25 protein-coding genes are annotated in these 23327 nt (G+C 69.1%); 18 read left to right on the top strand and 7 right to left on the bottom strand.

The features are described from left to right. Positions 1–144: 144 nt before the first annotated feature. The 6 genes from ACSHWB_RS44495 to ACSHWB_RS44470 all read right to left on the bottom strand — a co-directional run bounded on the left by ACSHWB_RS44495 (position 145) and on the right by ACSHWB_RS44470 (position 3361). Positions 145–423 carry an alkylmercury lyase gene (locus ACSHWB_RS44495; RefSeq protein WP_439659370.1) on the bottom strand — a complete coding sequence of 93 codons (279 nt, stop codon included), beginning with the start codon at positions 421–423 and terminating at the stop codon, positions 145–147. A gap of 18 nt (positions 424–441) precedes the next feature. Next, positions 442–705 (bottom strand): MerR family DNA-binding protein, encoded by a 264-nt coding sequence (locus ACSHWB_RS44490; protein WP_439659369.1) that lies wholly within the window; start codon positions 703–705, stop codon positions 442–444. Positions 706–791: 86 nt separating this feature from the next. Beyond that, positions 792–1151, bottom strand: coding sequence for a DUF397 domain-containing protein (locus tag ACSHWB_RS44485; protein WP_439659368.1), 360 nt, complete (start codon positions 1149–1151; stop codon positions 792–794). A gap of 60 nt (positions 1152–1211) precedes the next feature. Continuing rightward, positions 1212–1436: a Scr1 family TA system antitoxin-like transcriptional regulator gene (locus tag ACSHWB_RS44480; protein ID WP_439664778.1), complete on the bottom strand. Its 225-nt coding sequence runs from the start codon at positions 1434–1436 to the stop codon at positions 1212–1214. Then, positions 1327–1722: a Scr1 family TA system antitoxin-like transcriptional regulator gene (locus ACSHWB_RS44475; protein WP_439659367.1), complete on the bottom strand. Its 396-nt coding sequence runs from the start codon at positions 1720–1722 to the stop codon at positions 1327–1329. The genes ACSHWB_RS44480 and ACSHWB_RS44475 overlap by 110 nt, the downstream gene beginning before the upstream one ends. Positions 1723–1972: 250 nt before the next feature. Next, positions 1973–3361, bottom strand: coding sequence for a KamA family radical SAM protein (locus ACSHWB_RS44470; protein ID WP_439659366.1), 1389 nt, complete (start codon positions 3359–3361; stop codon positions 1973–1975). A gap of 130 nt (positions 3362–3491) precedes the next feature. On the opposite strand from ACSHWB_RS44470, the gene ACSHWB_RS44465 reads away from it, so the two are divergent. Together ACSHWB_RS44465 and ACSHWB_RS44460 are read left to right on the top strand one after the other, a co-directional pair. Continuing rightward, the gene (locus tag ACSHWB_RS44465; RefSeq protein WP_439659365.1) at positions 3492–3956 is read left to right on the top strand and encodes an FxsA family protein; all 465 of its coding nucleotides are present in this window, start codon (positions 3492–3494) and stop codon (positions 3954–3956) included. Next, complete coding sequence (locus tag ACSHWB_RS44460) at positions 3953–4513, top strand: GNAT family N-acetyltransferase (protein ID WP_439659364.1); 561 nt, start codon at positions 3953–3955, stop codon at positions 4511–4513. Before ACSHWB_RS44465 ends, ACSHWB_RS44460 begins: the two co-directional genes overlap by 4 nt. 22 nt (positions 4514–4535) lie before the next feature. Here the strand turns inward: ACSHWB_RS44460 and ACSHWB_RS44455 are convergent, their stop codons facing one another. Then, positions 4536–4859, bottom strand: a complete 324-nt coding sequence (locus tag ACSHWB_RS44455) for an SsgA family sporulation/cell division regulator (protein WP_439659363.1) — start codon at positions 4857–4859, stop codon at positions 4536–4538. A 172-nt stretch (positions 4860–5031) separates the two neighbouring features. On the opposite strand from ACSHWB_RS44455, the gene ACSHWB_RS44450 reads away from it, so the two are divergent. The 16 genes from ACSHWB_RS44450 (at position 5032) to ACSHWB_RS44375 (ending at position 23219) form a co-directional block, all read left to right on the top strand. Beyond that, positions 5032–5991, top strand: coding sequence for a TIGR03885 family FMN-dependent LLM class oxidoreductase (locus tag ACSHWB_RS44450; protein ID WP_439659362.1), 960 nt, complete (start codon positions 5032–5034; stop codon positions 5989–5991). Next, positions 5988–7496 carry an alpha-amylase family protein gene (locus tag ACSHWB_RS44445; RefSeq protein WP_439659361.1) on the top strand — a complete coding sequence of 503 codons (1509 nt, stop codon included), beginning with the start codon at positions 5988–5990 and terminating at the stop codon, positions 7494–7496. Before ACSHWB_RS44450 ends, ACSHWB_RS44445 begins: the two co-directional genes overlap by 4 nt. A gap of 70 nt (positions 7497–7566) precedes the next feature. Then, positions 7567–8577, top strand: a complete 1011-nt coding sequence (locus ACSHWB_RS44440; RefSeq protein ID WP_439659360.1) for an L-erythro-3,5-diaminohexanoate dehydrogenase — start codon at positions 7567–7569, stop codon at positions 8575–8577. After that, positions 8570–10117, top strand: coding sequence for an amidohydrolase (locus tag ACSHWB_RS44435; protein WP_439664777.1), 1548 nt, complete (start codon positions 8570–8572; stop codon positions 10115–10117). The genes ACSHWB_RS44440 and ACSHWB_RS44435 overlap by 8 nt, the downstream gene beginning before the upstream one ends. Positions 10118–10120: 3 nt before the next feature. After that, positions 10121–11692 carry a lysine 5,6-aminomutase subunit alpha gene (locus ACSHWB_RS44430; protein WP_439659359.1) on the top strand — a complete coding sequence of 524 codons (1572 nt, stop codon included), beginning with the start codon at positions 10121–10123 and terminating at the stop codon, positions 11690–11692. Continuing rightward, the gene (locus tag ACSHWB_RS44425) at positions 11685–12437 is read left to right on the top strand and encodes an OAM dimerization domain-containing protein (protein WP_439659358.1); all 753 of its coding nucleotides are present in this window, start codon (positions 11685–11687) and stop codon (positions 12435–12437) included. Before ACSHWB_RS44430 ends, ACSHWB_RS44425 begins: the two co-directional genes overlap by 8 nt. After that, the gene (locus ACSHWB_RS44420; protein ID WP_439659357.1) at positions 12434–12832 is read left to right on the top strand and encodes a hotdog domain-containing protein; all 399 of its coding nucleotides are present in this window, start codon (positions 12434–12436) and stop codon (positions 12830–12832) included. The genes ACSHWB_RS44425 and ACSHWB_RS44420 overlap by 4 nt, the downstream gene beginning before the upstream one ends. A gap of 68 nt (positions 12833–12900) precedes the next feature. After that, positions 12901–14313, top strand: a complete 1413-nt coding sequence (locus ACSHWB_RS44415) for a DUF4331 domain-containing protein (protein ID WP_439659356.1) — start codon at positions 12901–12903, stop codon at positions 14311–14313. A gap of 15 nt (positions 14314–14328) precedes the next feature. Then, positions 14329–15357 carry a tetratricopeptide repeat protein gene (locus tag ACSHWB_RS44410; protein WP_439659355.1) on the top strand — a complete coding sequence of 343 codons (1029 nt, stop codon included), beginning with the start codon at positions 14329–14331 and terminating at the stop codon, positions 15355–15357. Next, positions 15354–16652: a nickel/cobalt transporter gene (locus ACSHWB_RS44405; RefSeq protein ID WP_439659354.1), complete on the top strand. Its 1299-nt coding sequence runs from the start codon at positions 15354–15356 to the stop codon at positions 16650–16652. Before ACSHWB_RS44410 ends, ACSHWB_RS44405 begins: the two co-directional genes overlap by 4 nt. A 15-nt stretch (positions 16653–16667) precedes the next feature. After that, entirely contained in the window at positions 16668–16979 is a 312-nt protein-coding gene (locus tag ACSHWB_RS44400) for a hypothetical protein (RefSeq protein WP_439659353.1), read from the top strand. A gap of 53 nt (positions 16980–17032) precedes the next feature. After that, positions 17033–17404: a GntR family transcriptional regulator gene (locus ACSHWB_RS44395; protein ID WP_439659352.1), complete on the top strand. Its 372-nt coding sequence runs from the start codon at positions 17033–17035 to the stop codon at positions 17402–17404. 437 nt (positions 17405–17841) lie between these two features. Beyond that, positions 17842–19005 carry an acyl-CoA dehydrogenase family protein gene (locus ACSHWB_RS44390; RefSeq protein ID WP_439659351.1) on the top strand — a complete coding sequence of 388 codons (1164 nt, stop codon included), beginning with the start codon at positions 17842–17844 and terminating at the stop codon, positions 19003–19005. Beyond that, entirely contained in the window at positions 19002–20990 is a 1989-nt protein-coding gene (locus ACSHWB_RS44385; protein WP_439659350.1) for an acetate--CoA ligase family protein, read from the top strand. Before ACSHWB_RS44390 ends, ACSHWB_RS44385 begins: the two co-directional genes overlap by 4 nt. A gap of 2 nt (positions 20991–20992) precedes the next feature. Continuing rightward, on the top strand, positions 20993–22594 hold the full coding sequence (locus ACSHWB_RS44380) for a 5-guanidino-2-oxopentanoate decarboxylase (protein ID WP_439659349.1): 1602 nt from the start codon (positions 20993–20995) through the stop codon (positions 22592–22594). A 64-nt stretch (positions 22595–22658) separates the two neighbouring features. Beyond that, on the top strand, positions 22659–23219 hold the full coding sequence (locus tag ACSHWB_RS44375; protein ID WP_439659348.1) for a DUF4360 domain-containing protein: 561 nt from the start codon (positions 22659–22661) through the stop codon (positions 23217–23219). The last annotated feature ends 108 nt before the right edge of the window (positions 23220–23327 follow it).

Raw genomic sequence — 23327 nt, 5'->3', positions numbered from 1 at the left:
CACTCGGAGCTCCGGTGCGCCTGCACAACGCCTGGCTCGAGAAGCGATCCCGGCGAATGTGGAACGCCGATCCCCTGATCCAGCATTGTGAGCGCGATCCGTCGATCATCTGCGCTGGCATCCCAAGCTAGATTGGTGAACCTTCTACGTCGGCGATCCACTCCGGTTGGCTGTACTGCGGCGAAGGGCAGCGAACAGCTTCGGAACGGTGGGCACGTCCAGTCGGCAGGCTTGCATCTGTGGTGCGCCGACGTTGTCGTTCACGACATCGACGCCGTCGATCAGCACCGTGGGCGCCGGGAAGTCTCCGACGCGCTCCAGTACAGAGACGGTGAGCGCGAGTTCGCGCAGTGCCTCATTCAATGCGACCTTGGCCGGTGACGTGTTCGGGCAGTCAGGGGCGAGCAACAGCTCAACGCGCATCTCGTACTCCTGGGTCTGTCATAGCTGATCCATCTCGCCGAGCTCGTGCAGGATGGGGCAGTCCCGCCGTGTTCGGGGTCGGTTGCTGGTCGTCACCAGGTTGGTCAGCCCGGCTTCCAGCGCCTGCCGGCCCGCGATGCGTCGTCGCAAAACGATGATTTTGTCGGCGGTGAGCGCCCGAACACCGTCGCACCTGTCCAGGTCGCCGTCGGCGAGAAGCAGCAGGGTGTCGATCTCGGCGAGCGGGAAGCCCAGTTCCTGTGCCCGCTTGATGAACCGCATCCGCGCCACTGTCTCAGGCGGCGGGCGCTGTGTCGCTACCTGAGCTGCAGATGTACTCCCTTGCAGTCCTTCGGAGAGCCGTGGGTTCATGCCGTCGCAGTGAACGCGTGCTTAGCGAACTCCCCGTCCGCAGCAGCGAGGCAAAACGCCATGAACTCGCTGGTCGTGAACTCAAGTTCGGTGACGCTGCCGCGCTGCGGCACTCGGCTCCGGAAGATCCAGATGGAACCTTCGCGAACGACGACCTCGATGCAACCGTCTGACAGGTCGCCGCGGGCGAGTCGTGCAAGGAAGTCGTCGAACTGTGCGGCATTAAACGACAGTCGGTGATCATCAGGGGCACCGAAGGACTTCTTGGTGTCCCGAACCTCCGCGATGCTGTCGCGCCGAGCGATTTGAACGCAGTCCTTAGTCTGGGACGCTCCGGCTGGACTTGCGGAAGTCACCTTCCTCGAACGTCGGTGCGCATGCGGTTATCTCCTGGTCTCTCCTCTGCCTGCTGACTGCTACTTGCCGAAGTCACGCGCCACCTGGCGCATGAACTCTCGCGACTTCTCGTAGCTCAGGGCCGCGGCTGGTAGACGAGCATGTGCCTGATCGTGCGCGTTCAGGCTCAGTTCGTCATCCAGATATCGGATCTGACTTTCGCTCTCTGTGTAGGCCAACTCCAGATGGCCGGCTGCACCTGGTGACGGAACCCGGACGAGGGTGAACGACGTTCCAAGAACGATTCGGCGGCCAGCAGGGACTTTGAACGGCAACTTGGATCATCAGGTTTGGGCGCTGTGAAAGCTCGACCAGGTACTCCATCTGGTCTCGCATCACCGCCGGGTCCGCCCACTCGCTCCGCAGGCACGACTCCGACAGCACCATGTGCACGTCCGGTGGGTTGTCCTTTTCGGAGGTGTCTTGACGGCGTGCCTGAACTCGGTCTTCGACAGTCAAGCCGTCTGCCCCTGGCTGCTCTCCGTGTATGGCGCGGATGTATCCCTCGGCGAGATGTGCGTGTCGCGACATGGCTCTGGTGGGCGCCCGCGAGGTGGCGGGGCGTCGTGTCTCTGGAGTGGAGCTGCGCCGTGGTGCTAGACCAATGCCGGAATGGCATCATCCACTATGGACTAAAGCATCTGTCTACTTTGGACTTCTGGGGCCCCTTCTGGGCCCCTTCTCGTCGAGACCCAATGAGTCGCGATGGGTCTGAACAGGCAAAACATGCCGATGGGGCCGCCATCGGAAGGTGCTCCGAGAACGGCCCCATCGTGACCCATCAGGTCTGGTCGGACCACCACTTCTGGCCGGCCGCGCCGAGGGTGGAGATCGGGTCGTAGTAGGGGTAGCGACGGTCGAGAGCCTCCGGGTCCTCGAGCTCGATCCCGGTGCGGTAGTTCTTCGTCCAGTAGGAAATGCCCAGCTCACGGTCATATTCGGCGAGCTGGTGCACCCACCGCTTGCCCACGTACGGGACGTCGCACACGATCCGCGGCGTCGCGTAGCCGGGCAGGTAGCCCATGATCGCGTGCTGCAGCTCTTGCGCCTCCCAGACGGACACCCTCCAATGTTCTGCGTTGGGGATCATGTCGCACATGTAGAAGTAGTACGGCAGGATGTTCGCTTCCCCTTGCAGCGCAAAGCAAAGGTCCAGCAGGTCGTCCGACGTCGCGTTGACGCCCTTCATCAGCACGCCCTGGTTGCGGACGTCCCGCACGCCGACCTCGAGCGCGGTCCTGGCGGCCTCGGCGACGAGGGGTGTCACGGACTGGGCGTGGTTCACGTGCGTGTGGATGGCGAGGTTGACGCCGCGGCGGGAGGCGGTGCGGGCCACGCGTTCGAGGCCCTCGACGACTCGGGGCTGGAGCCAGTGCTGCGGGAGGCCGGCCAGTGCCTTGGTGGCGAGGCGGACGTCGCGGACCGTCTCGATGTCCAGCAGGCGCATGAGGAACGACTCGAGTTGCGGCCACGGCACGTTCGCCACGTCGCCGCCGGAGACCACGACGTCGCGGACGCCCGGGGTCTTCTTCAGGTACTCGATCATCTGGTCCTGGCGGTCGACCGGCTTCAGGGAGAGCTTGTGCTTGTCGATCAACGGCGTGGAGTTGCCGACCAGGTCCATGCGGGTGCAGTGCCCGCAGTACTGCGGGCAGGTCGACACCATCTCGGCGAGGACCTTGGTGGGGTAGCGGTGGGTGAGGCCTTCGACGACCCACATCTCCGCCTCGTGCAGCGAGTCGCGCTGGGAGTGCGGGTGTGACGGCCAGTGCGGGTCGCGGTCTGAGGCGACCGGGAGCATGTAGCGGCGGACCGGGTCGTTCAGGAACGCCTCGGTGAAGGCATCCGGGGTGAGGTCCGCGTCCACCGCCATGGTGTTGAACATCTGCGGCGGGATCAGCATCGACATCGTCGCGAACGCGCCCATGTCCGCGGCCAGGTCGTCGTAGAACCTGTCGGTGAGCAGATCGCCCGCGACCTTGCGGAGCTGCTTCACGTTCTTGACGCAGTTCACGCGTTGCCACTGGACGTCGCGCCATTGCGCGTCGGTCACGTGCGACCAGCCGGGGAAGCGTCGCCAGTCTGGTTCGACCAGCTCACGGCGGACGTACGTGTACGGCTGGCGGTCCAGCCGCTCCAGCGCCGTGGTGGCGTCGTGCAGCGCGGTCATCCGTACTCCTCAGCGTCGAGGTCGCGTAAAGATATCCTGTCATATCGCTAGGCTGCCGTAAATATTTCAGCTCAAGCCCTGGTGGAACGCTGGTCGGGAGCAATTGCGCGGCCTCGTGCGTTGGACGGGTATGCCCCTTTTCGCGCTGCTGCTGCTCGGGATGTTCGCCGAGATCGCGGTCATGGTCGCCGTCGGCAACGCCATCGGCGGGCTCTGGATGATCGCGCTGCTCCTGCTCGGGACCCTCGTCGGTCTGTCGCTGGTGCGCCGTCAGGGTGCGCAGACGATGGCCGCGTTCCGCGAGTCGGTGTTCCAGCGCCAGCAGCCCCACCAGGAGATGGCGGACGGCGTGCTGATCGCGGCGGCCGGTGCGTTGATCATGGTGCCTGGGTTCATCAGCGACGTGGCCGCGTTGTTCCTGCTGTTCCCGCCCACGCGCAAGCTCGTCAGTCGGCGGATCGCGCGCAAGGCGGAGGCGGCGGCGCTCAAGTTCGAGCACGAACGCCGCTTCGGTGCCGGTCAGGTCGTCGAGGGCGAGGTCATCACCGTGGACGCCGACCCGGTCGTCATCGTGGACCGGCGCGAGCTCACGTGATCCGCGCGTACCGGCTCTCGGACCTGGACGCGCTGTACGACATCTGCCTCGACACCGGCAACGGTGGGCTGGGCGCGCGTCACCTGTTCGAGGACCCACGCCTGATGGGCCACGCCTACGTCGGCCCGTACGTGGCGTTCGAGCCCGATCTGGCGTTCGTGGCGGAGGACGACGGAGGGGCCTGCGGTTATGCGCTCGCGACGGCCGACACGGAGGCGTTCGAGGACCGCTGCGACCGTGATTGGTGGCCTGACCTGCGCGTTCGGTATCCGTTGGCGCCGAACGCGAACCGGATCGTGCAGCAGTTCCACACGCCCGCCCGGGTCGACCCGATCCTGATCCGCGACTACCCGGCGCACATGCACGCGAATCTGCTGCCCCGCGCGAAGGGCAGAGGGTTCGGCGGCATGCTTGTCCGCAGCGTGCTCGAACGTCTGGAGAAGGGCGTCCATGTGCACGTGCGGCACCACAACACACACGCGATCGGCTTCTGGGAGCACCTCGGCTTCCGCGTGGTCGACTCCGCGGACAAGCTCGTGCTGGGCCTGCGCCTCTAGAGTCGCGGAACGCGCCGGAACGTCAGCCCAGGAGGTCCTTCATCAGCAGCTCGAAGTCGAGCACCTCACGGCCGGCGGGCACCGCCGCGTAGGTCGAGTCCAGGAACTTCTGCAGCTCGGTCGCCGACATGTGGAACACCGCGTGCGAGTCCTCGGTGAACAGCTCCAGCACGAGCACGTCCCCGTCGCCGGGACGCAGCCGGACGTCCCCGAGCCCGGTGGGCGACAGGATCCCGTCCGCGAGCAGCTCACGGCCGACGAGCCAGATCGACTCCTGGTCGCGCGCCTGAAAACGCATGGTCACGGCATGCGGATCGTCTGAGCGGTACTGGAGGTCGACGTTCATCGGCTCGAGCGAGCCGTCCGGCCGAACGAACTCAACGACTGTCGCAGTGCCGACTCGGGTCTCGTTGAACATCGCCGATCCTCCTCCGCGGTGAGGGTGCTGCAGTGGACACGGACGCCGTTCGGCATCGGTTCAACGCTTTCTCGAACGAATTGCTGGGTACCTGGCGGGCATGACCGTTTACGGCATACATGCGTCCCATGAGCAGATCCACCCCTCAGCCCTGCTGACCGCTGTGCGCAGGGCCGAGCAGGGCGGGTTCGGCGCCGCGATGAGCTCGGACCACTTCTCGCCGTGGAGCGCTCGCCAGGGCGAGTCCGGGTTCGCCTGGTCCTGGCTCGGTGCGGCACTGCAGGCAACCGCACTCCCGTTCGGCGTGGTCACGGCGCCGGGCCAGCGGTACCACCCGGCGATCACGGCCCAGGCGATCGGCACTCTCGCCGCGATGTACCCCGGCCGGTTCTGGGCCGCGCTCGGCACCGGCGAGGCCAGCAACGAGCACATCACCGGCGACGGCTGGCCGCGCAAGGACGTGCGGACGGCACGGCTGCGCGAGTGCGTGGACGTGATCCGCGCGCTGCTGTCCGGCGAGGAGGTCAGCCACGACGGCCTGGTCACGGTCGACCGCGCGCGGCTCTGGACGTTGCCGGACGAGGTCCCGCTGCTGATCGGTGCCGCCGTGAGCCCGGCGACCGCCCGCTGGTGCGCCGAGTGGGCCGACGGGTTGATCACGGTCAACGCGCCGCCGGAGCGGTTGCGGGAGCTCGTGGACGCCTACCGGGACGCGGGTGGCAAGGGCAAGCTCCACCTGCAGATGCACCTGAGCTGGGCCGAAGACGACGACACGGCTCTCGCGATCGCGCACGAGCAGTGGCGCACCAACGTGTTCCGTCCGCCCGTGTGCTGGGACCTCGAACTGGCCGAGCACTTCGACGTCGTCGCCGAACACGTCACGCCGGAGCAGGTCGCGGAGGTCGTCAACGTGTCCGCGGACCTGAAGTGGCACGCCGAACAGCTGCGGACGTGCGCGGACCTCGGTTTCGAAGAGATCTACCTGCACCACGTGGGCCAGGACCTGATCCCGTTCGTCGACGCGTTCGGCGAGCACGTGTTACCGGAGGTGACCGCGTGATCCGCACGTCTGACGTCTGGTGGAAGAACGCCGTGCTCTACTGCCTCGACGTGGAGACGTTCTCCGACGACGGCTTCCGCGGCGCCACCGAACGCATCGACCACCTTCACGCCTTGGGCGTCACGTGTGTGTGGCTGATGCCGTTCTATCCGACCGCCGAACGCGACGACGGCTACGACATCACCGACTTCTACGGCGTTGATCCGCGGCTGGGTTCGCTGGGTGACTTCGTGGAGTTCGTGCGCGCCGCACGGGACAGAGGCATGCGAGTGATCGCCGACCTCGTCGTCAACCACACCTCCGACCAGCACCCGTGGTTCCACGACCCGGACAAGCGCGACTGGTACGTCTGGGCAGACGAGCCCCAGACCGACGGCCCGCAGGGAGTCACGTTCCCCGACAAGGAGGACTCGCTCTGGGAGTACTCGGAGGAGGTCGGGAAGTACTACCTGCACCGCTTCTACAAGCACCAGCCCGACCTCAACGTGACCAACCCGGAGGTGCGCGACGAGATCGCCCGCATCATGGGCTTCTGGATGGAGCTGGGCCTGAGCGGCTTCCGGGTCGACGCGGTCCCGTTCCTGCTGGAGCACAACGACCCCGCGGACGCAGTCTCGCTGCCCGACCCCCACGACTACCTGACCGACCTGCGGGCTTTCCTCAACCGCCGCAACGGCGAGGCCGTGCTGCTGGGCGAGGTCAACCTGCCGTACAAGGACACGATGGCCTTCTACGGCCAGGGCGTCGGCGACGAGCTGACCATGTGCTTCGACTTCGTCGGCATGCAGGCGATGTACCTCGCCCTGGCCCGGAAGTCGACGGGTCCGCTGGTCAAGGCCCTGCAGGAACGTCCGGCGCCGCCACGCGACGGGCACTGGGCCACGTTCGTGCGCAACCACGACGAGCTGACCCTGGACAAGCTGCCGCTCGACGAACGCCAGGAGGTCTTCGACGCCTTCGGCCCCGACCCGGAGATGCAGCTCTACGGCCGCGGTCTGCGGCGGCGCCTGCCCGGCATGCTCGACGGCGACCAGCGCCGCATCCGGCTGGTCTACAGCCTGCTGTTCAGCCTGCCGGGGACACCGGTGCTGTTCTACGGCGAGGAGATCGGGCTGGAGGAGGACCTGTCGCTGGAGGGCAGGCTCGCGGTGCGCGTGCCGATGGACTGGGATGCGGCGGGGGAGCAGCGTCGTGACCCCGACTCGCTGCTGACCTGGATGCGGCTGCTGGTCGAGCGCTACCGGGAGTGCCCGGAGCTGGCGTGGGGTGAGGTGCAGGTGCTCGACGTCGGTGATCCGGCCGTGTTCGCCCATCGGGCGGACTGCGACGGCGGCTCGGTGATCGTCGTGCACAACTTCACCGACCAGGAGGTCACGGTGCGGGTGCCGGCCGAGGGAGTCCTCGACGACCTGCTGACGGGTGGGCGGGTGAAGCCCGCGAAGATCGGTGCCAAGGTCGACCTCGGGCCCTACGACTGCCGCTGGTACCGCCTGATTTCCGAGTGATGCTTGCGGGATCTTGTCGTCTCACGTGAAGATATTGTCGAGACAGCGTCGTCGACCGAAGGATTTTCGCGTGAGCGCGTACGGACTGCACCGCGTCATCGAGCCTGCCGGCGTCCTGCCGCAGCAGGCGTGGCGGCTCGACGCGGAGCCCGTGCCCGCCGCCGACGAGGTGGTCGTCGCGGTCGAGCGGCTCAACCTGGACGCGGCCTCGTTCCGGCAGCTCAGGGAGCAGCATGGCAGTGGCGCCGCGGTCCGGCAGGCCGTGCTCGACATCGTGGGCGAGCGCGGCAAGATGCAGAACCCCGTCACCGGGTCGGGCGGCATGCTGCTCGGCACGGTGCTCGAGGTGGGGCCGGAGTCGCCGCTCGGGCTCAAGGCCGGGGACCGGATCGCGACGCTGGTCAGCCTCACGCTGACGCCGCTGCGGATCAACGACGGCCTGCAGGACTGGGACGGCGAGGACGAGCAGGTGCCGTGCCGGGGGACTGCGGTGCTGTTCGGGCGGTCGATCGCGGCCGTGCTGCCGGACGACATGTCGAACGAGCTGGCGTTGTCCGTGCTCGACGTGTGCGGTGCACCGGCGCTGACCGACCGTGTGGTGCGCAGGCATCCCGGTGGGTCCGTGCTGGTGCTCGGGGGTGGCGGCAAGTCCGGGTCGCTCTCTCTTGCGGCCGCGCGTCAGGCCGGTGCGTCGCGTCTTGTGGCGTTGGTGCCGACGGAACGTGAGGCGGCGCAGGTGCGTGAGTCCGGCCTCGCGGACGAGGTCGTGATCGCGGACGCACGGAATCCGGTGGCCGTGGCCGAGGCCGTGGGCAAGCAGGTCGATGTCACGGTCGTGTGTGTGGACGTTCCGGGATGCGAGCACGGCGCCATCCTCGCGACCGCGGACGGCGGCACCGTGATCTTCTTCTCGATGGCCACGTCGTTCAGCGCGGCGGCCCTCGGTGCCGAGGGTCTCGCGGCCGACGTGGAGATGATCGTCGGCAACGGATATGTGCCTGGTCACGCCCAGTTCGCGTTGGACCTGGTCCGGACGCGGGCGGGTGTGCGGGCCCTGTTCGAGCAACGGCAGACTGCGTGACGTGAGTACGCAACTTTTGGTCGGCGGCCGCATCTACGCACCGGATGCGACGGCGATGGCCGTCACGGACGGTGTCGTCGTGTGGATCGGACAGGACTCGGTCGGGCATGCGCTGCACCCGGACGCCGAGGTCGTCGAGCTCGGCGGCGCCTTCGTCGCGCCCGCGTTCGTCGACGCGCACGTGCACGCCACGTCCGCCGGACTGCTCCTGACCGGCCTCGACCTGACGAAGACGACCTCCGTGGACGCGCTGCTCGACCAGGTGCGGGCCGCCGAGGGGCCCCTGGTGTGGGGTCACGGGTGGGACGAGACGCGCTGGCAGGAGAACCGGCCGCCGACGCGCGCCGAGATCGACGAGGCCGCGCAGGGCAAGACGGTGTACCTGTCGCGCATCGACGTGCACTCGGCCCTGGTCTCGTCGGACCTGATCACCGACGAGGCCCGCGCAGCGGACGGCTACTCCGAGGACGGTCCTCTCTCGCGTGCCGCCCACCACCACGTGCGCGGCACGGCGAAAGCCGCCATCACGCCCGAACAGCGTGAGGCCGCCCAACTCACTTTCCTGCGTCACGCGGCGTCGAAGGGCATCGCGTCCGTGCACGAGTGCGCCGGCCCGGACATCTCCGGTGAGGACGACCTGCGTGAGCTCCTCGCGCTCACCGAAGGCCCCGAGGTGGTGGCCTACTGGGGCGCCCACGAACTGCCGGACGTTCCGGTGCGCGGTCTCGCCGGCGACCACTTCGTCGACGGCGCGATCGGCTCCCGCACCGCCGCGCTGACCGAGCCCTACGCCGACGCCGACACGTCCGGTGCGCTCTACCTGGACGCGCGGCAGATCGCCGACCACCTGGTCAAGTGCACCGAACTGGGCGTGCAGGCGGGGTTCCACGTCATCGGCGACGCCGGGATGGCCGCCGTGGTCGAGGGCTTCGAGCTCGCGGAGAAGACGCTCGGCGCCCCTGAACTCGCGTCGGCCCGCCACCGCCTCGAACACGTCGAGATGGTGACGAAGGAGCAGGCGGAGAAGCTGGCCGGGTGGGGCGTCGTCGCCTCCGTCCAGCCGCTGTTCGACGCCGAGTGGGGCGGGCCCACTGGCATGTACGTGCAGCGACTCGGTGACGAGCGCGGTGTGGGGCTGAACCCCTTTTCACGGCTGGCCGCGGCGGGCGTCGTGCTCGCGTTCGGCTCGGACACCCCGGTGACCGCCATCGACCCGTGGGCCGCGGTGAAGGCCGCCGTCCACCACAGGACCGACGGCCACGGCGTCTCCCCGCGTGCCGCCTTCACCGCCCACACCCGCGGCGGCTGGCGCGCGGCGGGCGTGAACGACGGCCTGACCGGCACCCTGCAGCCCGGCGCGCCCGCGACGTACGCGGTGTGGGAGACCGGCGACCTGGTCGTCGCCGGCAGCGACGCACGGGTGCAGCGCTGGTCGACCGACCCGCGTTCGGGCGTGCCCGGACTGCCCGACCTCACCGGCCCCGCGCCGGTCTGCGTGCGCACCGTCCTGAACGGCCGGACGATTTACGAGAGGAAGTGACTCATGGCGTTGCTCGACCTCGACCCCAAGGTCGTCGCCACCGCGCGCGAACTCGCCGCGCGGGCGGCCGAACCGGTGGTGTCGCTCGCGAAAGCGCACACCACCGTCGCCGTCGAGCGCGCCACACTCCGCCTGGCCGGCATCACCGGCGCGGACTCCACCCACCGCGCCGGTGACGTCCCGTGGGTCAACCGCGTGATCGACACGGTCCGCGAGCAGTGCGGGCTGGAGCACGGCGTGGTGCTGCCGGCGTTCCACGCGCTGAAAGAGCACGACCTCGGCACCCTCACCGAACTGGCCGAGGCCACCGCGGCGGGCCAGATCCAGTTCAGGATCCCCACCGGCAAGGAACTGACGGCCGCCAGGAAGGCGTCCACGTCCGCGGTGGCGAAGGGCCTCAAGGCGGTCGACCGCAACCGGGCCCAGCGCGACAAGCTGGTCACCAAGCTCGGCGACCCCGCGCAACGCCCGTGGATCTACCTGATCGTCGCGACCGGCGACATCGACGAGGACGTGATCCAGGCCCAGAACGCGGCCCGCGCGGGCGCCGACATCATCGCGGTGATCCGCTCGACCGGGCAGTCGCTGCTCGACTACGTGCCGGAAGGCGCCACGCACCACGGGTTCGCGGGCACGTACGCCACGCAGGAGAACTTCCGGATCATGCGCTCGGCGCTGGACGACGTGTCGAAGGAGGTCGGCCGGTACGTGCGGCTGACCAACTACGCGTCCGGCCTGTGCATGCCGGAGATCGCTGTCCTGGCAGGACTTCAGCGCCTCGACATGATGCTGAACGACTCGATGTACGGCATCCTGTTCCGCGACATCAACCCGATCCGCACGTTCGTCGACCAGCGCTTCAGCCGCCAGGTCCACGCCCGCGCCGGCATCATCATCAACACCGGCGAGGACAACTACCTCACCACCGCGGACGCCGTCGACGCCGCGCACACCGTCACGGTGTCCCAGCTCCTCAACGAGCACTTCGCCCACGAGGCGGGACTTCCCGACCACCTGCTGGGCCTCGGCCACGCCTTCGAGATCAACCCGAAGGTGCCCGACTCGTTCCGGCTCGAGCTCGCGCACGCCCTGCTGGCCCGCGAACTGTTCCCGGACGCGCCTCTGAAGTGGATGCCGCCGACCAAGCACATGACCGGCGACGTCTTCGACGGTTATCTGCTGGACGGGTTCTTCAACCTCGCGGGTGTCCTCACAGGACAGTCCATTCTGCTCGTCGGCATGATGACCGAGGCCGTCGTCACGCCGTTCCTGTCGGACCGCGACCTGGCGCTGAAGAACGTCCGGTACGTGCTGAACGCGGCGGGCAGCCTCGCGGAGGACTTCCGGCCGTCACCGGACGGGCTGATCGTCAAGCGCGCGCACCAGGTGCTCGGCGAGGCCGTGGACCTGCTGGGGCGCATCGTCGACGACGGCCTGCTCAACGCCATCGCCGACGGCACGTTCGGCCTGATGAAACGCCCTGCGGACAAGGGCAAGGGCGCCGACGGCGTGGTCGAGAAGGCCCCCGAGTACTTCAACCCGGCTTCGGAGATGCTGGAGGCCAACGATGTCTGACGCGAAGAGGTACGTGCGGCCGTACGGCGACACCACCGGCGACGGCATGATCCAGACGTCGTTCACGCTGCCGATCCCCTTCGGCCCCAAGGCGGACGGCGCGGCGCTGCAGCTCGCGAACAAGATGGGCATGGACCCCGCGATGGTGGTCCACTCGAACCCCATCGGCGCCGACTTCACGTTCTTCGTCGTCTACGGCTCGGTGAAGCACCTGGTGGACCTGGACGAGGTCAAGGTCGTCGAGCGCGAGTACCCGCTGCTGTCGCCGTCCGAGGTGAACTCGGCCCTGAAGAAGGTGTTGCGGCGCAAGCTGGTCGTGGTTGGCGGGTGCATCGGCACGGACGCGCACACCGTCGGCATCGACGCGATCCTCAACATCAAGGGCTTCGCGGGCGAGAAGGGCCTGGAGTACTACCGGGAGCTGAAGGTCGTGAACCTCGGCGCCCAGGTCTCCGTGCCCGAGCTGGTGCGGTCCGCCCGCACCGAGAAGGCGGACGCCGTGCTGATCTCCCAGGTCGTGACCCAGCGGGACGCGCACATCCTGAACACGCAGGAGATGTCGGCGGCGTTTCGCGAGGCGATGGGGGACCGGCGGCCGCTGCTGGTGGCGGGCGGTCCGCGGTTCGATCCGCTGATGGCGGGCGAACTGGGGGTTGATCGGGTGTTCTCCCGGGGTACCACGCCGGGCGAGGTCGCGAGCTATCTGGTGCACGCGATGCAGGAGAAGAAGGGGGTCGCCGCGTGAGCGGAGCATTGGTCGAGGGATTCACGGTGACCCACCGCAGGTACGTCCCGCACTCGCACGCGCACTACGGCGGCAACCTGGTCGACGGCGCGTACGGGCTGGGCATGTTCGGTGACGTGGCCACCGAGCTGCTGATCCACACGGACTCCGACGAGGGGTTGTTCGCCGGGTACAGCTCCGTCGAGTTCGCGGCGCCGATCCAGGCCGGTGACGTCGTCGAGGCGTCGGCGACGCTGGTGCGCATCGGGAGGCGGTCGCGTGAAATCGAGTTCGAGGCACGGGTGGTGTGCCGTTCGGCGCCGGAACGCGGACCTTCGGCAGCCGACGTACTGGCTGAGCCGATCGTCGTAACGCGCGCCCGCGGCACCGTCGTCGCGCCGAAAGCCGCAGAATAACCCCAAAATTTAGTCCGAACCGGATTGCGTCCTGCTCCGAATCCCCGCCGTGGGAAGGGAGCAGGACAATGCCAAGTAACAACAAACAGCGATTACGCCGGGGTGCGATCGCCGCGGCGGTGGTCGCGGTGGCGGCGGCGATACCGGCGGCGCAGGCCTCCAGTCACCGCGAGGCACCACTGATCGCGGCGGACCCGGCCGTCGACAACACCGACGTGTACGCCTTCACCAGCCCCGAAAAACCCGACACCGTCACGCTCGTCGCGAACTGGTTCGGGTTGCAGGAACCCAACGGTGGCCCCAACTACTACCCGTGGGCCACCGACGCGCGGTACGACCTCAACATCGACTCGGACGGCGACGCGGTGCCGGACAAGACGTTCCGGTTCACGTTCAGCACGGACGACCGGCGAGGCAAGGCGAACACCTTCCTCTACAACAACGGGCCCGTCACGTCGATCAACGACGAGAACCTGTTGTTCCGCCAGAACTACACCCTGGAGCTCATCGAGCCGGGCAGGACCACCCAGCTCGTGAAGGGCGGCCGTGCGGCGCCGTCGAACACCGGTCCCGCGTCGTTCCCGAACTTCGGCGCCATCAGGGACCAGGCGACGACGAAGATCCCGGGCGGCGGCCAGGTCTACGTAGGACCGTCCGAGGACTCGTTCTTCCTGGACCTGCGGTTGTTCGACCTCCTCTACGGCGGGAACCTGAAGGAGGTCAACCAGGACACCCTGATGGGTTACAACGTCAACACCATCGCCATCCAGTTGCCCAAGACGATGCTCGCGCTCAAGGGCGACCCGAAGCGCAACCCGGTGATCGGCGTCTGGAGCGACACCGAGCGCCGCACGCTGAAGCTCGATCCCGGCAAGGCGACCCCGCAGGGCAACTTCGTGCAGGTGTCGAGGCTCGGCAACCCGCTCGTCAACGAGGTGGTGTCGTCCGCGCCGTTGAAGGACGCGTTCAACGGGCTCGAACCCGTTGGTGACGCGAAGGTCCAGGCGTTGCTGGACCGGGTGAACGACCCGGAGCTGGCCCGGCTGATCCAGGCGATCTACGGCATCCCCGCGCCGAAGACGCCGCGCACCGACCTCGTGGAGATCTTCCTGACCGGGATCACGACGAAGGCGGGCGGGCCGATCAAGGCCGATCTCAACTCGCAGCTGAACAACGCCGACGTGGACCCGAAGCGGTTCCAGCCGTCGGAGATGTTGCGGCTCAACATGTCCACGCCGGTGACCCGCAACCCCAACCGTCTCGGGGTGCTGGGAGGGGACCTGCAGGGGTTCCCGAACGGGCGCAGGCTCACCGACGACGTCGTGGACATCGAGATCCAGGCTGTGGTCGGGGCGGCGTTGACCGGCAAGCTCGTGCCGGCGCTCGCCAAGGGTGACCGGGTGAACGGCAACGACGTCCGCTTCGGTGACCGGTTCCCGTACGTCGGACTGCCCAGCAACCAGGCGGTCAACTCCCGCTGAACGAGGGTGCCTCAAATGTGGAAACCACTTCCGCTGCTGGCTGCCCTTCTGGCTGTCGCCGCCTGCGCTCCCCCGCAGGCGGCGGCACCCGCCGCCACGCAGACCTCCTCCTTGCAGCGCAACGCCGAGTCGTTGCAGGCCAAGCTCCGACGCACACCGCAGGACGCCGCTGCCTGGGCCCGGCTCGGGGCCACGCACGTCGAGCTCGCCCGCGTCACGTTCGACCCCCAGCACCACCCCCGCGCCGAGAAGGCGCTCACCGAGTCGTTGCGGCTCAAGCCGGACGGCAACGGTGAGGCGTACATCGGACGGGGTGCGCTCGCCAACGCACGCCACGACTTCGCGGCCGGTCGTGACTGGGGACAACGCGCGGTCGCCGCGTTGCCCGACTCGGCTCCTGCCCAGGGAGTGCTGGTCGACGCACTGACGCAGCTCGGTGACGATGCCGGTGCTTCCGTTGCGCTGCAACGGATGCTGGACCTGCGCCCGGGAGTCGCGTCGTTCACCCGCGCCGCCTACCACTTCGAGCTGCACGGCCGGCTGGACGAGGCACGCGGGGCACTGGAGCGGGCGCTGGAGTCCGCCTCTTCGCCGGACGAGGCCGCGTTCTGCCGGCTTCACCTGGACAAGCTGGCGGGGCGGGCCGACGAGTCCCTCGCGACCACCCGTGAGCTGGCGTCGAAGGTGCCGTCGCCGGACCACCTCGTGAGGTACGGCGAGGCGTTGGACAAGGCGGGCCGGCCTGCCGAGGCACGGGTGCAGTACGACCTCGCGTTGCAGCTGCTGCGGTCGTTGGGTGGAGACGACCTGACGGCGGCGCTGATCGCGGCCGATCACGGTGATCCCGCCGAGGCGTTGCGGTTCGCCGAGAAGGAGTGGGCGAAGCGGCAGAGCGTCTTCACCGCGGACGCGATGGCGTGGGCCCTGCACGTGAACAAGCGGTCGGCGGAAGCGCTGCCGTACTCGGACCGGGCCGTCGCATCCGGCTGGCGTGATCCTGCCGTGCTGCGGCACCGCGAGGCGATTCTGGGGGCGCTGCGATGAGGGTCTTCCTGTTGGTGCTGTTCGGGATGCTGTTGACGGGCGGGGTCGCGCAGGCACACCCGTTGAGCAACCTCAGCGTGAACCACTACGACGGCCTGCGGGTGTTCTCCGACCGGATCGAGCTGCGGTCCGTTGTGGACAGTGCGGAGATCCCGACCCTGCAGGACCGCGAGTTCGTCGACGCCCGCAAGCGCTGCACGGAACGCGCGAAGTCGTTGGACGCCATGGCCGACGAGCAGGAGCTGCGGTTCGAGGTGCGCGACGCCGACGTCGTGCGGCCGCCCGGTGAGGCCGGCCTGCCCACGATGCGCCTCACCTGTGAGTACACCGCGTTGTTGCCGTCACGCGGCGAGGTCGAGGTGACGTTCAGCGACTCCTACCTCAAGGACAAGCCCGGCTGGCGCGAGATCACCGTCGCCGGGGTCGACGTGGCGGTGTCGGGCGCGCCGGCCGAGTCGATCAGCAACGAGCTGCGCGCCTACCCGGAGGACCTGCTCTCGTCGCCGCTGGACGTGCGGGCGGTGCGGTTCCTCGCCCAACCAGGGGAGGGGTCGGCCGTGACCCCGCCCGGGGTCATAGGTGAAGCCACGAAGGCGGCCGTCGGACTGGTGGGTGATCTCACCCCGGTGGTCGGAGTCGGTGCGGTCCTGCTGTCTCTGGTGCTGGGCGCGTCGCACGCGGCGCTGCCCGGCCACGGCAAGACCGTGATGGCCGCCTATCTGGCGGGTTCCAGGGGGACCCGCCGCGACGCACTCCTCGTCGGCGCCACCGTCACCATCACCCACACGGCGGGGGTCTTGGTGCTGGGGCTGCTGCTCAGCGCGTCCAGTGCGATCGCGGGTGAGTCGGTGTTGCGCTGGCTCGGGCTCGCGAGCGGACTGCTGGTCGCGGTGATCGGAGGGGTGCTGCTCCGCTCGGCGGTGCGTGCTCGTGGTCGTTCGCGGCGCGGCCACGGACATGGTCATGGGCACGGTCATGGCCATGGGCACCGCCGGGCGGGGCTCGTCGGGATGGGGGTGGCGGGAGGGTTGGTGCCGTCCCCGTCCGCCCTGGTGGTGCTGCTGGGCGCCATCGCGCTCGGCCGCACCTGGTTCGGCGTCGTGCTGGTGCTCGCGTACGGCCTGGGCATGGCGGCGACGCTGACCGCGGCGGGCCTGCTGCTCGTCTCGCTGCGGGACCGCTTCGGGCCGCGCCTGGCCCGCTTCCGCAGGTTCACGGACTTCACGCCGCTGGGCACGGCGGCGCTGGTGATGGTCGTAGGAGTCGGTCTGGCCACGCGTGCGCTGGCCGGTTAACCAAGGAGAAGGATCATGAAGAAGCTCATCGCGCTGGCCGCCCTGGCCCTGGCTCTGGCCGCGTGCAGTTCTCAGGGCAGCGCCACCGCCCAGTTCGACGACCAGGGGCAGTCCGACATCTCCTGCATGAGACATCAGGAGCAGACACCGGGGGAGGAGTACTTCGACGAGGGCAACTGGGACACGGTCGTCTCGCTGTCGATCCTGCGCTACTACACCTCGAACGGCACGAAACCCTACTGCGACGGCAAAACGGCCACCGAGGCCGACCAGGGCTGGCGCGAGCTCTACGTGCGGATGGGAGCCGAGAGGAACAATCTGCGCTGAATCGACCGCATCCTTCGCCGCGTTCTCCCGTTGGTCAACACAGAAGTAGCTACATGCGGGGAGGATGCGGCGTGGTGAAGATCGACCACCAGGGGGACACACCTCCGTACGAGCAGGTGCGCGTGCACTACGCGCACGCCATCTCGAACCGAGAGCTGCCGGTGGGCGCCAAGCTGCCGACGGTGCGCGCCCTGGCGAAAGACCTGGGCCTGGCGGTGAACACGGTGGCGCGCGCCTACCGTGAGCTGGAGGAGGCCGGCCTCGTGGAGACCAGAGGCCGCGCCGGCACCGTGGTCAGCGCGAACGGCGACAGCAACCGCGAGCGCGTGCGTGCGGCGGCGGCCCAGTACGCGGCGATGTCCGGGGAGCTGGGTCTCACCCGGCACGAGGCCCTGGAGATCGTCCGGGCCGCCCTGCACGCCTGAGCGGCACCGATCTCCTGAAGCCGTCAGGGTTTCTGGAACATCGGCGTTCCACATCGGAGCGGTGGCAGATCGTGGGCGAGGCGGGTCGTGATCTCGGTGCGCCGTCCTCGCCCCCGGTCGCGGGTCCGTCGTTCGACGAACAGTTCGAAATTTCGTACTCCTGCCGGGTCGTTTACCCGTTCCGGGTACCGGGTGAGCCGGTCGGCCATGCCGTGATCTTGTCTCAGTGCGCCTCTGGTCACTCGTAGATCCAGGGCTGCTCCAAGCAGGTGATCAGCGCCTCCGCAGGCGCTCACCGTACGTCAGCCGCGCAGGGCCACCGTTCCTCGTATGGCCTGGTAGTCACCCGTTCGCGACCCTCCTGATCCGTCTTGGCACAGCTAGGCTGCCCGGTGGATCGTGAATAACTGACTCGTCAGTCAATTTAGGAGTGCGCGATGGTGCGGACCGTCCGCGACGGCCTGCGGCTCACGGCCGAACAGGAGCAGTTCGTCGAACTGGCCAGGAGCTTCGCCGCCGGGGAGATCCGGCCACGCGGACGCGCCGTCGACCAGGCGGACACCGAGTCGCCGCTCGACGTGTGGGAGAAGGCGGCCGCGCTCGGGCTGACCTCGTTCATGCTCCCCGAGAAGTTCGGCGGCGGTGGCGCGGACCTGCTGACCCAGGTGCTGATCCAGCAGGAGCTGTGCCACGGTGACATCGGCATCGGCAACCTGGTCACCTCCAACGGTTTCTTCAGCGCACCGATCGAGCACCTCGGCACGCCCGAGCAGCAGGAGAGGTTCCTCAGTCCACTCGCGACGGACCGGCCGCCGCTCACCGCCGTCGCCGTGACCGAGCCCGGCAGCGGGTCGGACGCGGCGAGCATCCGGACGTCGGCGCGGCGAGAGGGTGGCTCGTACGTCCTCAACGGACAGAAGACCTGGATCTCCAACGCCCCCTACGCGGAGATGTTCGTGATCTTCGCGACGGTGGACCCGTCGCTGAGGTCGCGCGGTGTCACGGCTTTCGTCGTGCCGCGGGACAGTCCGGGGCTGACGGTCGGGCCGCCGTTCCAGAAGATGGGGCAGCGCGCGATCGTCAACGCCGAGGTGTTCCTCGACGACGTGCGCGTGCCGGTGGAGAACCGGATCGGCGAGGAAGGGCAGGCGTTCGCCGGGTTGATGCGGACGTTCGACGCCTCGCGCATCCTCATCGGCGCGGCCACGACGGGACTCGCCCGTGCCGCGCTGGACTTCGCCACCTCCTACGCGGCGGAGCGCGAGCAGTTCGGGGTGCCGATCATCCGGCACCAGGCGGTCGCGTTCCGGCTCGCGGACATGGCCACGCGCGTCGACACCTCGCACCTGCTGACGGTGCGCGCGGCGACGTTGTACGACGAAGGGCACGCGGTGGCGCAGGAGTCGGCGATGGCGAAGCTGGTCGGGTCGGAGAACGCCATGTGGTGCACGCACGCGGCCGTGCAGACGCTGGGCGGCTACGGCTACTCCCGCGAGTACCCCGTCGAGCGCTGGATGCGCGACGCCAAGCTGGAGGAGATCGAGGAAGGCACCTCGGACATCCAGCGCCTGGTCATCTCGCGCGGCCTCGGTGCGAGATGATCTTCTCCGATCCCGCCTCCGTCGCCGTCGTGGGTGCGAGCGACGACCCCGCCAAGTGGGGCCACTGGCTCGCCCGCGGCGCACTCGTCGGCCATGACAGACGCACGGTGCACCTCGTGAACCGCGGTGGTGGCGCCGTTCTGGGGCAGCCGACCGTGCGTTCGCTCTCCGAACTGGACGAGGCACCCGAGCTCGTCGTGCTCGCCGTTCCCGCCGCACACGTGCCCGCCGTGGTGGACGAGGCGCTCGCGGCCGGTGTGCGCGGCTTCGTCGGGATCACCTCGGGCATCGACGAACGCGTGATCCACCGGATCCGGGAGGCGGGCGCGCGGTTGCTCGGGCCGAACTGCCTGGGCGTGTTCGACGCGGCGACGTCGCTGCACCTCGCGTGGGGCCGGTTCCAGGCCGGTTCGCTGGGCGTGGTGTCGCAGAGCGGGCAGGTCGGGCTGGAGATCGCCGGGCTCGCGGCGGCGTCCGGGCTCGGGGTCTCGCGGTTCGTCTCGGTGGGCAACCAGGCGGACGTGACGGCCACGGAAGCGTTGCTGGACCTGGTCTCCCACGACCTGACCACGGTGGCAGGGGTCTACCTGGAGAGCTTCGGCCCAGGGATCGTGGCGGCCATGTCGGAGCTGCGCGCGGCCGGCAAACCCGTCGTGTTGCTGACCGTCGGGTCCTCGGTCGCCGCGCGGGAAGCCGCTCGCACGCACACCGGGGCGTTGACGTCCTCTTTGGACCTGGTGGACGCGGCCTGCCGCCGGGCGGGGGCGGTCCGCGTGACGACGCCCTCGGCGCTGGTCGACCTCGCGGCGGTGCTGACGTCCGGCGTGCCGGGCGGGTGCAGGGTCGGGGTCATCTCCGACTCCGGCGGCCAGGGGGCCATTGCGGCGGATCTCGCGGTGTCGGCAGGGTTGACCGTGCCCGCGCTGTCCGCTGTGGACGGTCTGCCCGTCGGGGCGTCGCGGCGGAACCCGATCGACCTCGCCGGGGCGGGGGAGCAGGACCTGGCGAACTACGCACGCGCGATCGAGGTGCTGGCGCGCGGGGGAGAGGTCGACACGGTCGTGCTGTCCGGTTACTTCGGCAGCTACGGGGAGGACGCGCCCTCGCTGGAGTCCGCCGAGGTCGTCGTAGCTGACCGGATCTGTGCGCTGGCAAGGGAGACCGGCGTCCCCGTCGTCGTGCACAGCATGCGCGAGGACTCCGCCGCGGTGCGCACGTTGCGCGCGGGTGGCGTCCCCGTGCAGAACACCATCGAACGTGCGGTGGCCGCGCTGGGGCACGCGAGCAGGCTGGGCAGGAGCTCGCTGGAGATCGTGCCGCGGGCCGCGGCCGCCGGCCCGTTCCGCCCCGGCTACCTGGCCGCCCGCGAACTGCTCAGCTTCGTCGAGTTCCCCAAGGCCCACGCCGTCACGACCGCGGACGACGTCACTGCGACCGCCCTCGAAGGCCCGTTCGCGCTCAAGGCCGACTGGCTCGCGCACAAGAGCGAGCACGGCGGCGTGCGACTCGGCCTGACCGACCCCGCGACGGCGTTCGAGGAGATGCGGGCGAGGCTCGGCCCCGGCACGTACGTCCTCGAGGAGATGGACACGCGCGAGCACACCGTCGAGCTGATCATCGGCGCGAAGCGGGACCTGTCGTTCGGCCCGGTCGTCCTCGTCGGCGCGGGTGGCGTGCACGCGGAGCTGTTCCGCGACACCACGATCGAGCTCGCGCCCGTGACCCCCGCCACAGCGCGGGACATGCTGGCACGCCTCACTTCCGCCCCGCTCCTGTCAGGCTGGCGTGGCGCCCCCGCGCCGGACGTGGCAGCGTTGGCCGAGGTGATCGCGCAGGTCTCCGAGACGCTCGCGGCCAGGCCGGACCTCGCCGAGATCGAGCTGAACCCCGTGCGCGTGGGGCCCGACGGCGTGCTGGCCGTCGACGCGTTGATCATCCCTTCGGGGGAGGCAGTGAACGACATGAGCGGACAGCGCGTGGCATGAGCATGACCCCACCTCGCCTCAGCGGGGGTGACGCGCTGGTGCGCGCCCTCGTCGCGCACGGAACCGACCTGGTGTTCGGCATCCCGGGCACCCACAACCTCGGCATCTACCGCGCACTGGCCGAACACGACGTCCGGCACGTCACGCCCCGCCACGAGCAGGGCGCGGGCTTCGCGGCCGACGGCTACGCCCGCGTCACCGGCAAACCAGGCGTCTGCCTCACCACGAGCGGCCCCGCCGTCCTCAACGCCATGACCGCGGTGACCCAGTCGTACTCCGACTCCGTACCGGTCCTGCTCATCTCGCCCGGCATGCCCCTGCGCCATCCCGGCCGCGGCAACGGCACGCTGCACGAGGTGCGGCACCAGAGCGTCGCGCTGGAGGCCGTGATCGGCTACTCGAACCGCGTCCAGAGCGTCGCCGAGATCCCGCTCGCCGTCGCCCAGGCGTTCGCGCACATGACCTCCGGCCGCCCCCGCCCGGCCCACCTGGAGATCCCGCTGGACCTCATCGACACCGTCGACGAGGTCACCGAGGTGGCCCCGGTCCTGGTGGCCCACCCGCCGGCGGACTCCGCCACCATCGCCGCGGCCGCCCGCCGCCTCACCTCGGCCGCCGAACCGGGCATCATCGTCGGCGGCGGGGCGAAGGGCGCGGCCGAGCAGATCACCGCACTCGCCGAACGCCTGGGCGCTCCGGTCGTGGCCACCGCCAACGGCAAGGGCACCTTCTCCGAACGCCACCCGCTCTCCATCGGCGCGGGCCTGCACCACAAGGCGGTGGCGGACTTCGTGGCGAGCTGCGACGTGGTCCTGGCCATCGGCACCGAACTGGCCTCCACCGACCTCTGGAACGGCCCGCTGCGGTTCCCCGGCGACCTGATCCGCATCGACGTGGACCCGGCCCAGATGATCACCAACGCCCTCCCTGACTACCGCCTCGTGGGCGACGCCGACGCCACCGTGACGGCCCTGAACCAGCGCCTGGGCAAGGGAAACCCCGGCCAGGACGCTCAGACCCGAGCCCAGCGCTGGCAGAAGCTCTTCACCGAACACGCCAGAGCCCAAGGAGCACCCTGGCTCCCACTGGTGGCAGCGCTGGAGGAAGTCCTGGCCCCCGGCGCCATCATCGCCGGCGACAGCGCGATGGCCTGCTACTACGGCACTTTGTCGAACCTGCCGCTCGAAGGCCCGGCGAGTTTCCTGTACCCCACCGGTTTCGGCACGCTCGGCTACGGCCTGCCCGCGGCGATCGGCGCCAAGATGGGCGCCCCCGACCGTCAGGTGGTGGCCCTGCACGGCGACGGCGGCGTGATGTTCACCCTCCCCGAGCTCGCCACGGCGGCCCAGGAACGCCTGCCCCTGCCCGTGGTCATCGCCGACAACGGCGGCTACGGCGAGATCCGCCGCGAGATGGTCGACCGCAGCGAACCCGTGCACGGAGTGAACCTGCCGGGCGTCGACTTCGTGAAGGTGGCCAAGGGGCTCAACTGCCACGGGGTCGCGGTCGACGACGAGGACAGGTTCGCCACCGCGTTGCGCAAGGCGTTCCACGCGGACCGGCCGACCGTGATCCACGTGGTGGGCGATCTGGCCGGTGCGTGAGCTGCGCCGTTCGCCGGATTGCGCGCCTCGGTAGGTTCTCCAACAGCGACGTGAGGAGGCCTCGATGCTGGTCGTGGTGGCACTGCTGGCAGTTCTCGTGCCCCCGCCGGGTCCGGTGACGATCAACGTCGTCAGCGTCGCCGGGTCCGGGTGCCCGGCAGGCACGACGACCGTCGGCATGTCGCAGGACAACGAGGCCTTCACGGTCACCTACAGCGACTTCCTGGTGCAGGGCAACGGCAACGAGGCCAAGCGGAGCTGCACGATCGCGCTCAGGATCGACCACGCGGCCGGGTACACCTACGGCATCGCCGCCACGGACTACCGCGGGTTCGCGCACCTCACGGACAAGGCCAAGGGCGTCGTGCGCAACGACTACTGGTTCCCCGGACTTCCGACGCGGCACAGCAGCCACACGTATCAGGCGCCGATGAGCGACAACTGGCAGGTCACCGACACGCCGAGCGGGGTGGCGCACGGGCCGTGCAAGGACCGCAAGCCGTTGACCGTCGAGACGGAGCTGAAGCTCACGGGCAAGGGGAGCGGCAGCTTCATGACCATGGACTCGACCGACTCGAGCGTGAGCACGACGTTCCGGCTCTCGTGGAAGAAGTGCGCGGAATAACAAGCGGGCGGTTGACGTTCTCTGCTACAGTCCGTTTGTATCCGGCAGTGCGCCCGTAAGCGCACGTAAGCTCCGATCAGCTGCTGGACGATCACAACGCCGCAGCGA

The organism is Lentzea sp. HUAS TT2, assembly GCF_051853195.1.
Lineage (GTDB): Bacteria > Actinomycetota > Actinomycetes > Mycobacteriales > Pseudonocardiaceae > Lentzea.
This window is presented reverse-complemented; position numbering and strand designations above follow the sequence as displayed.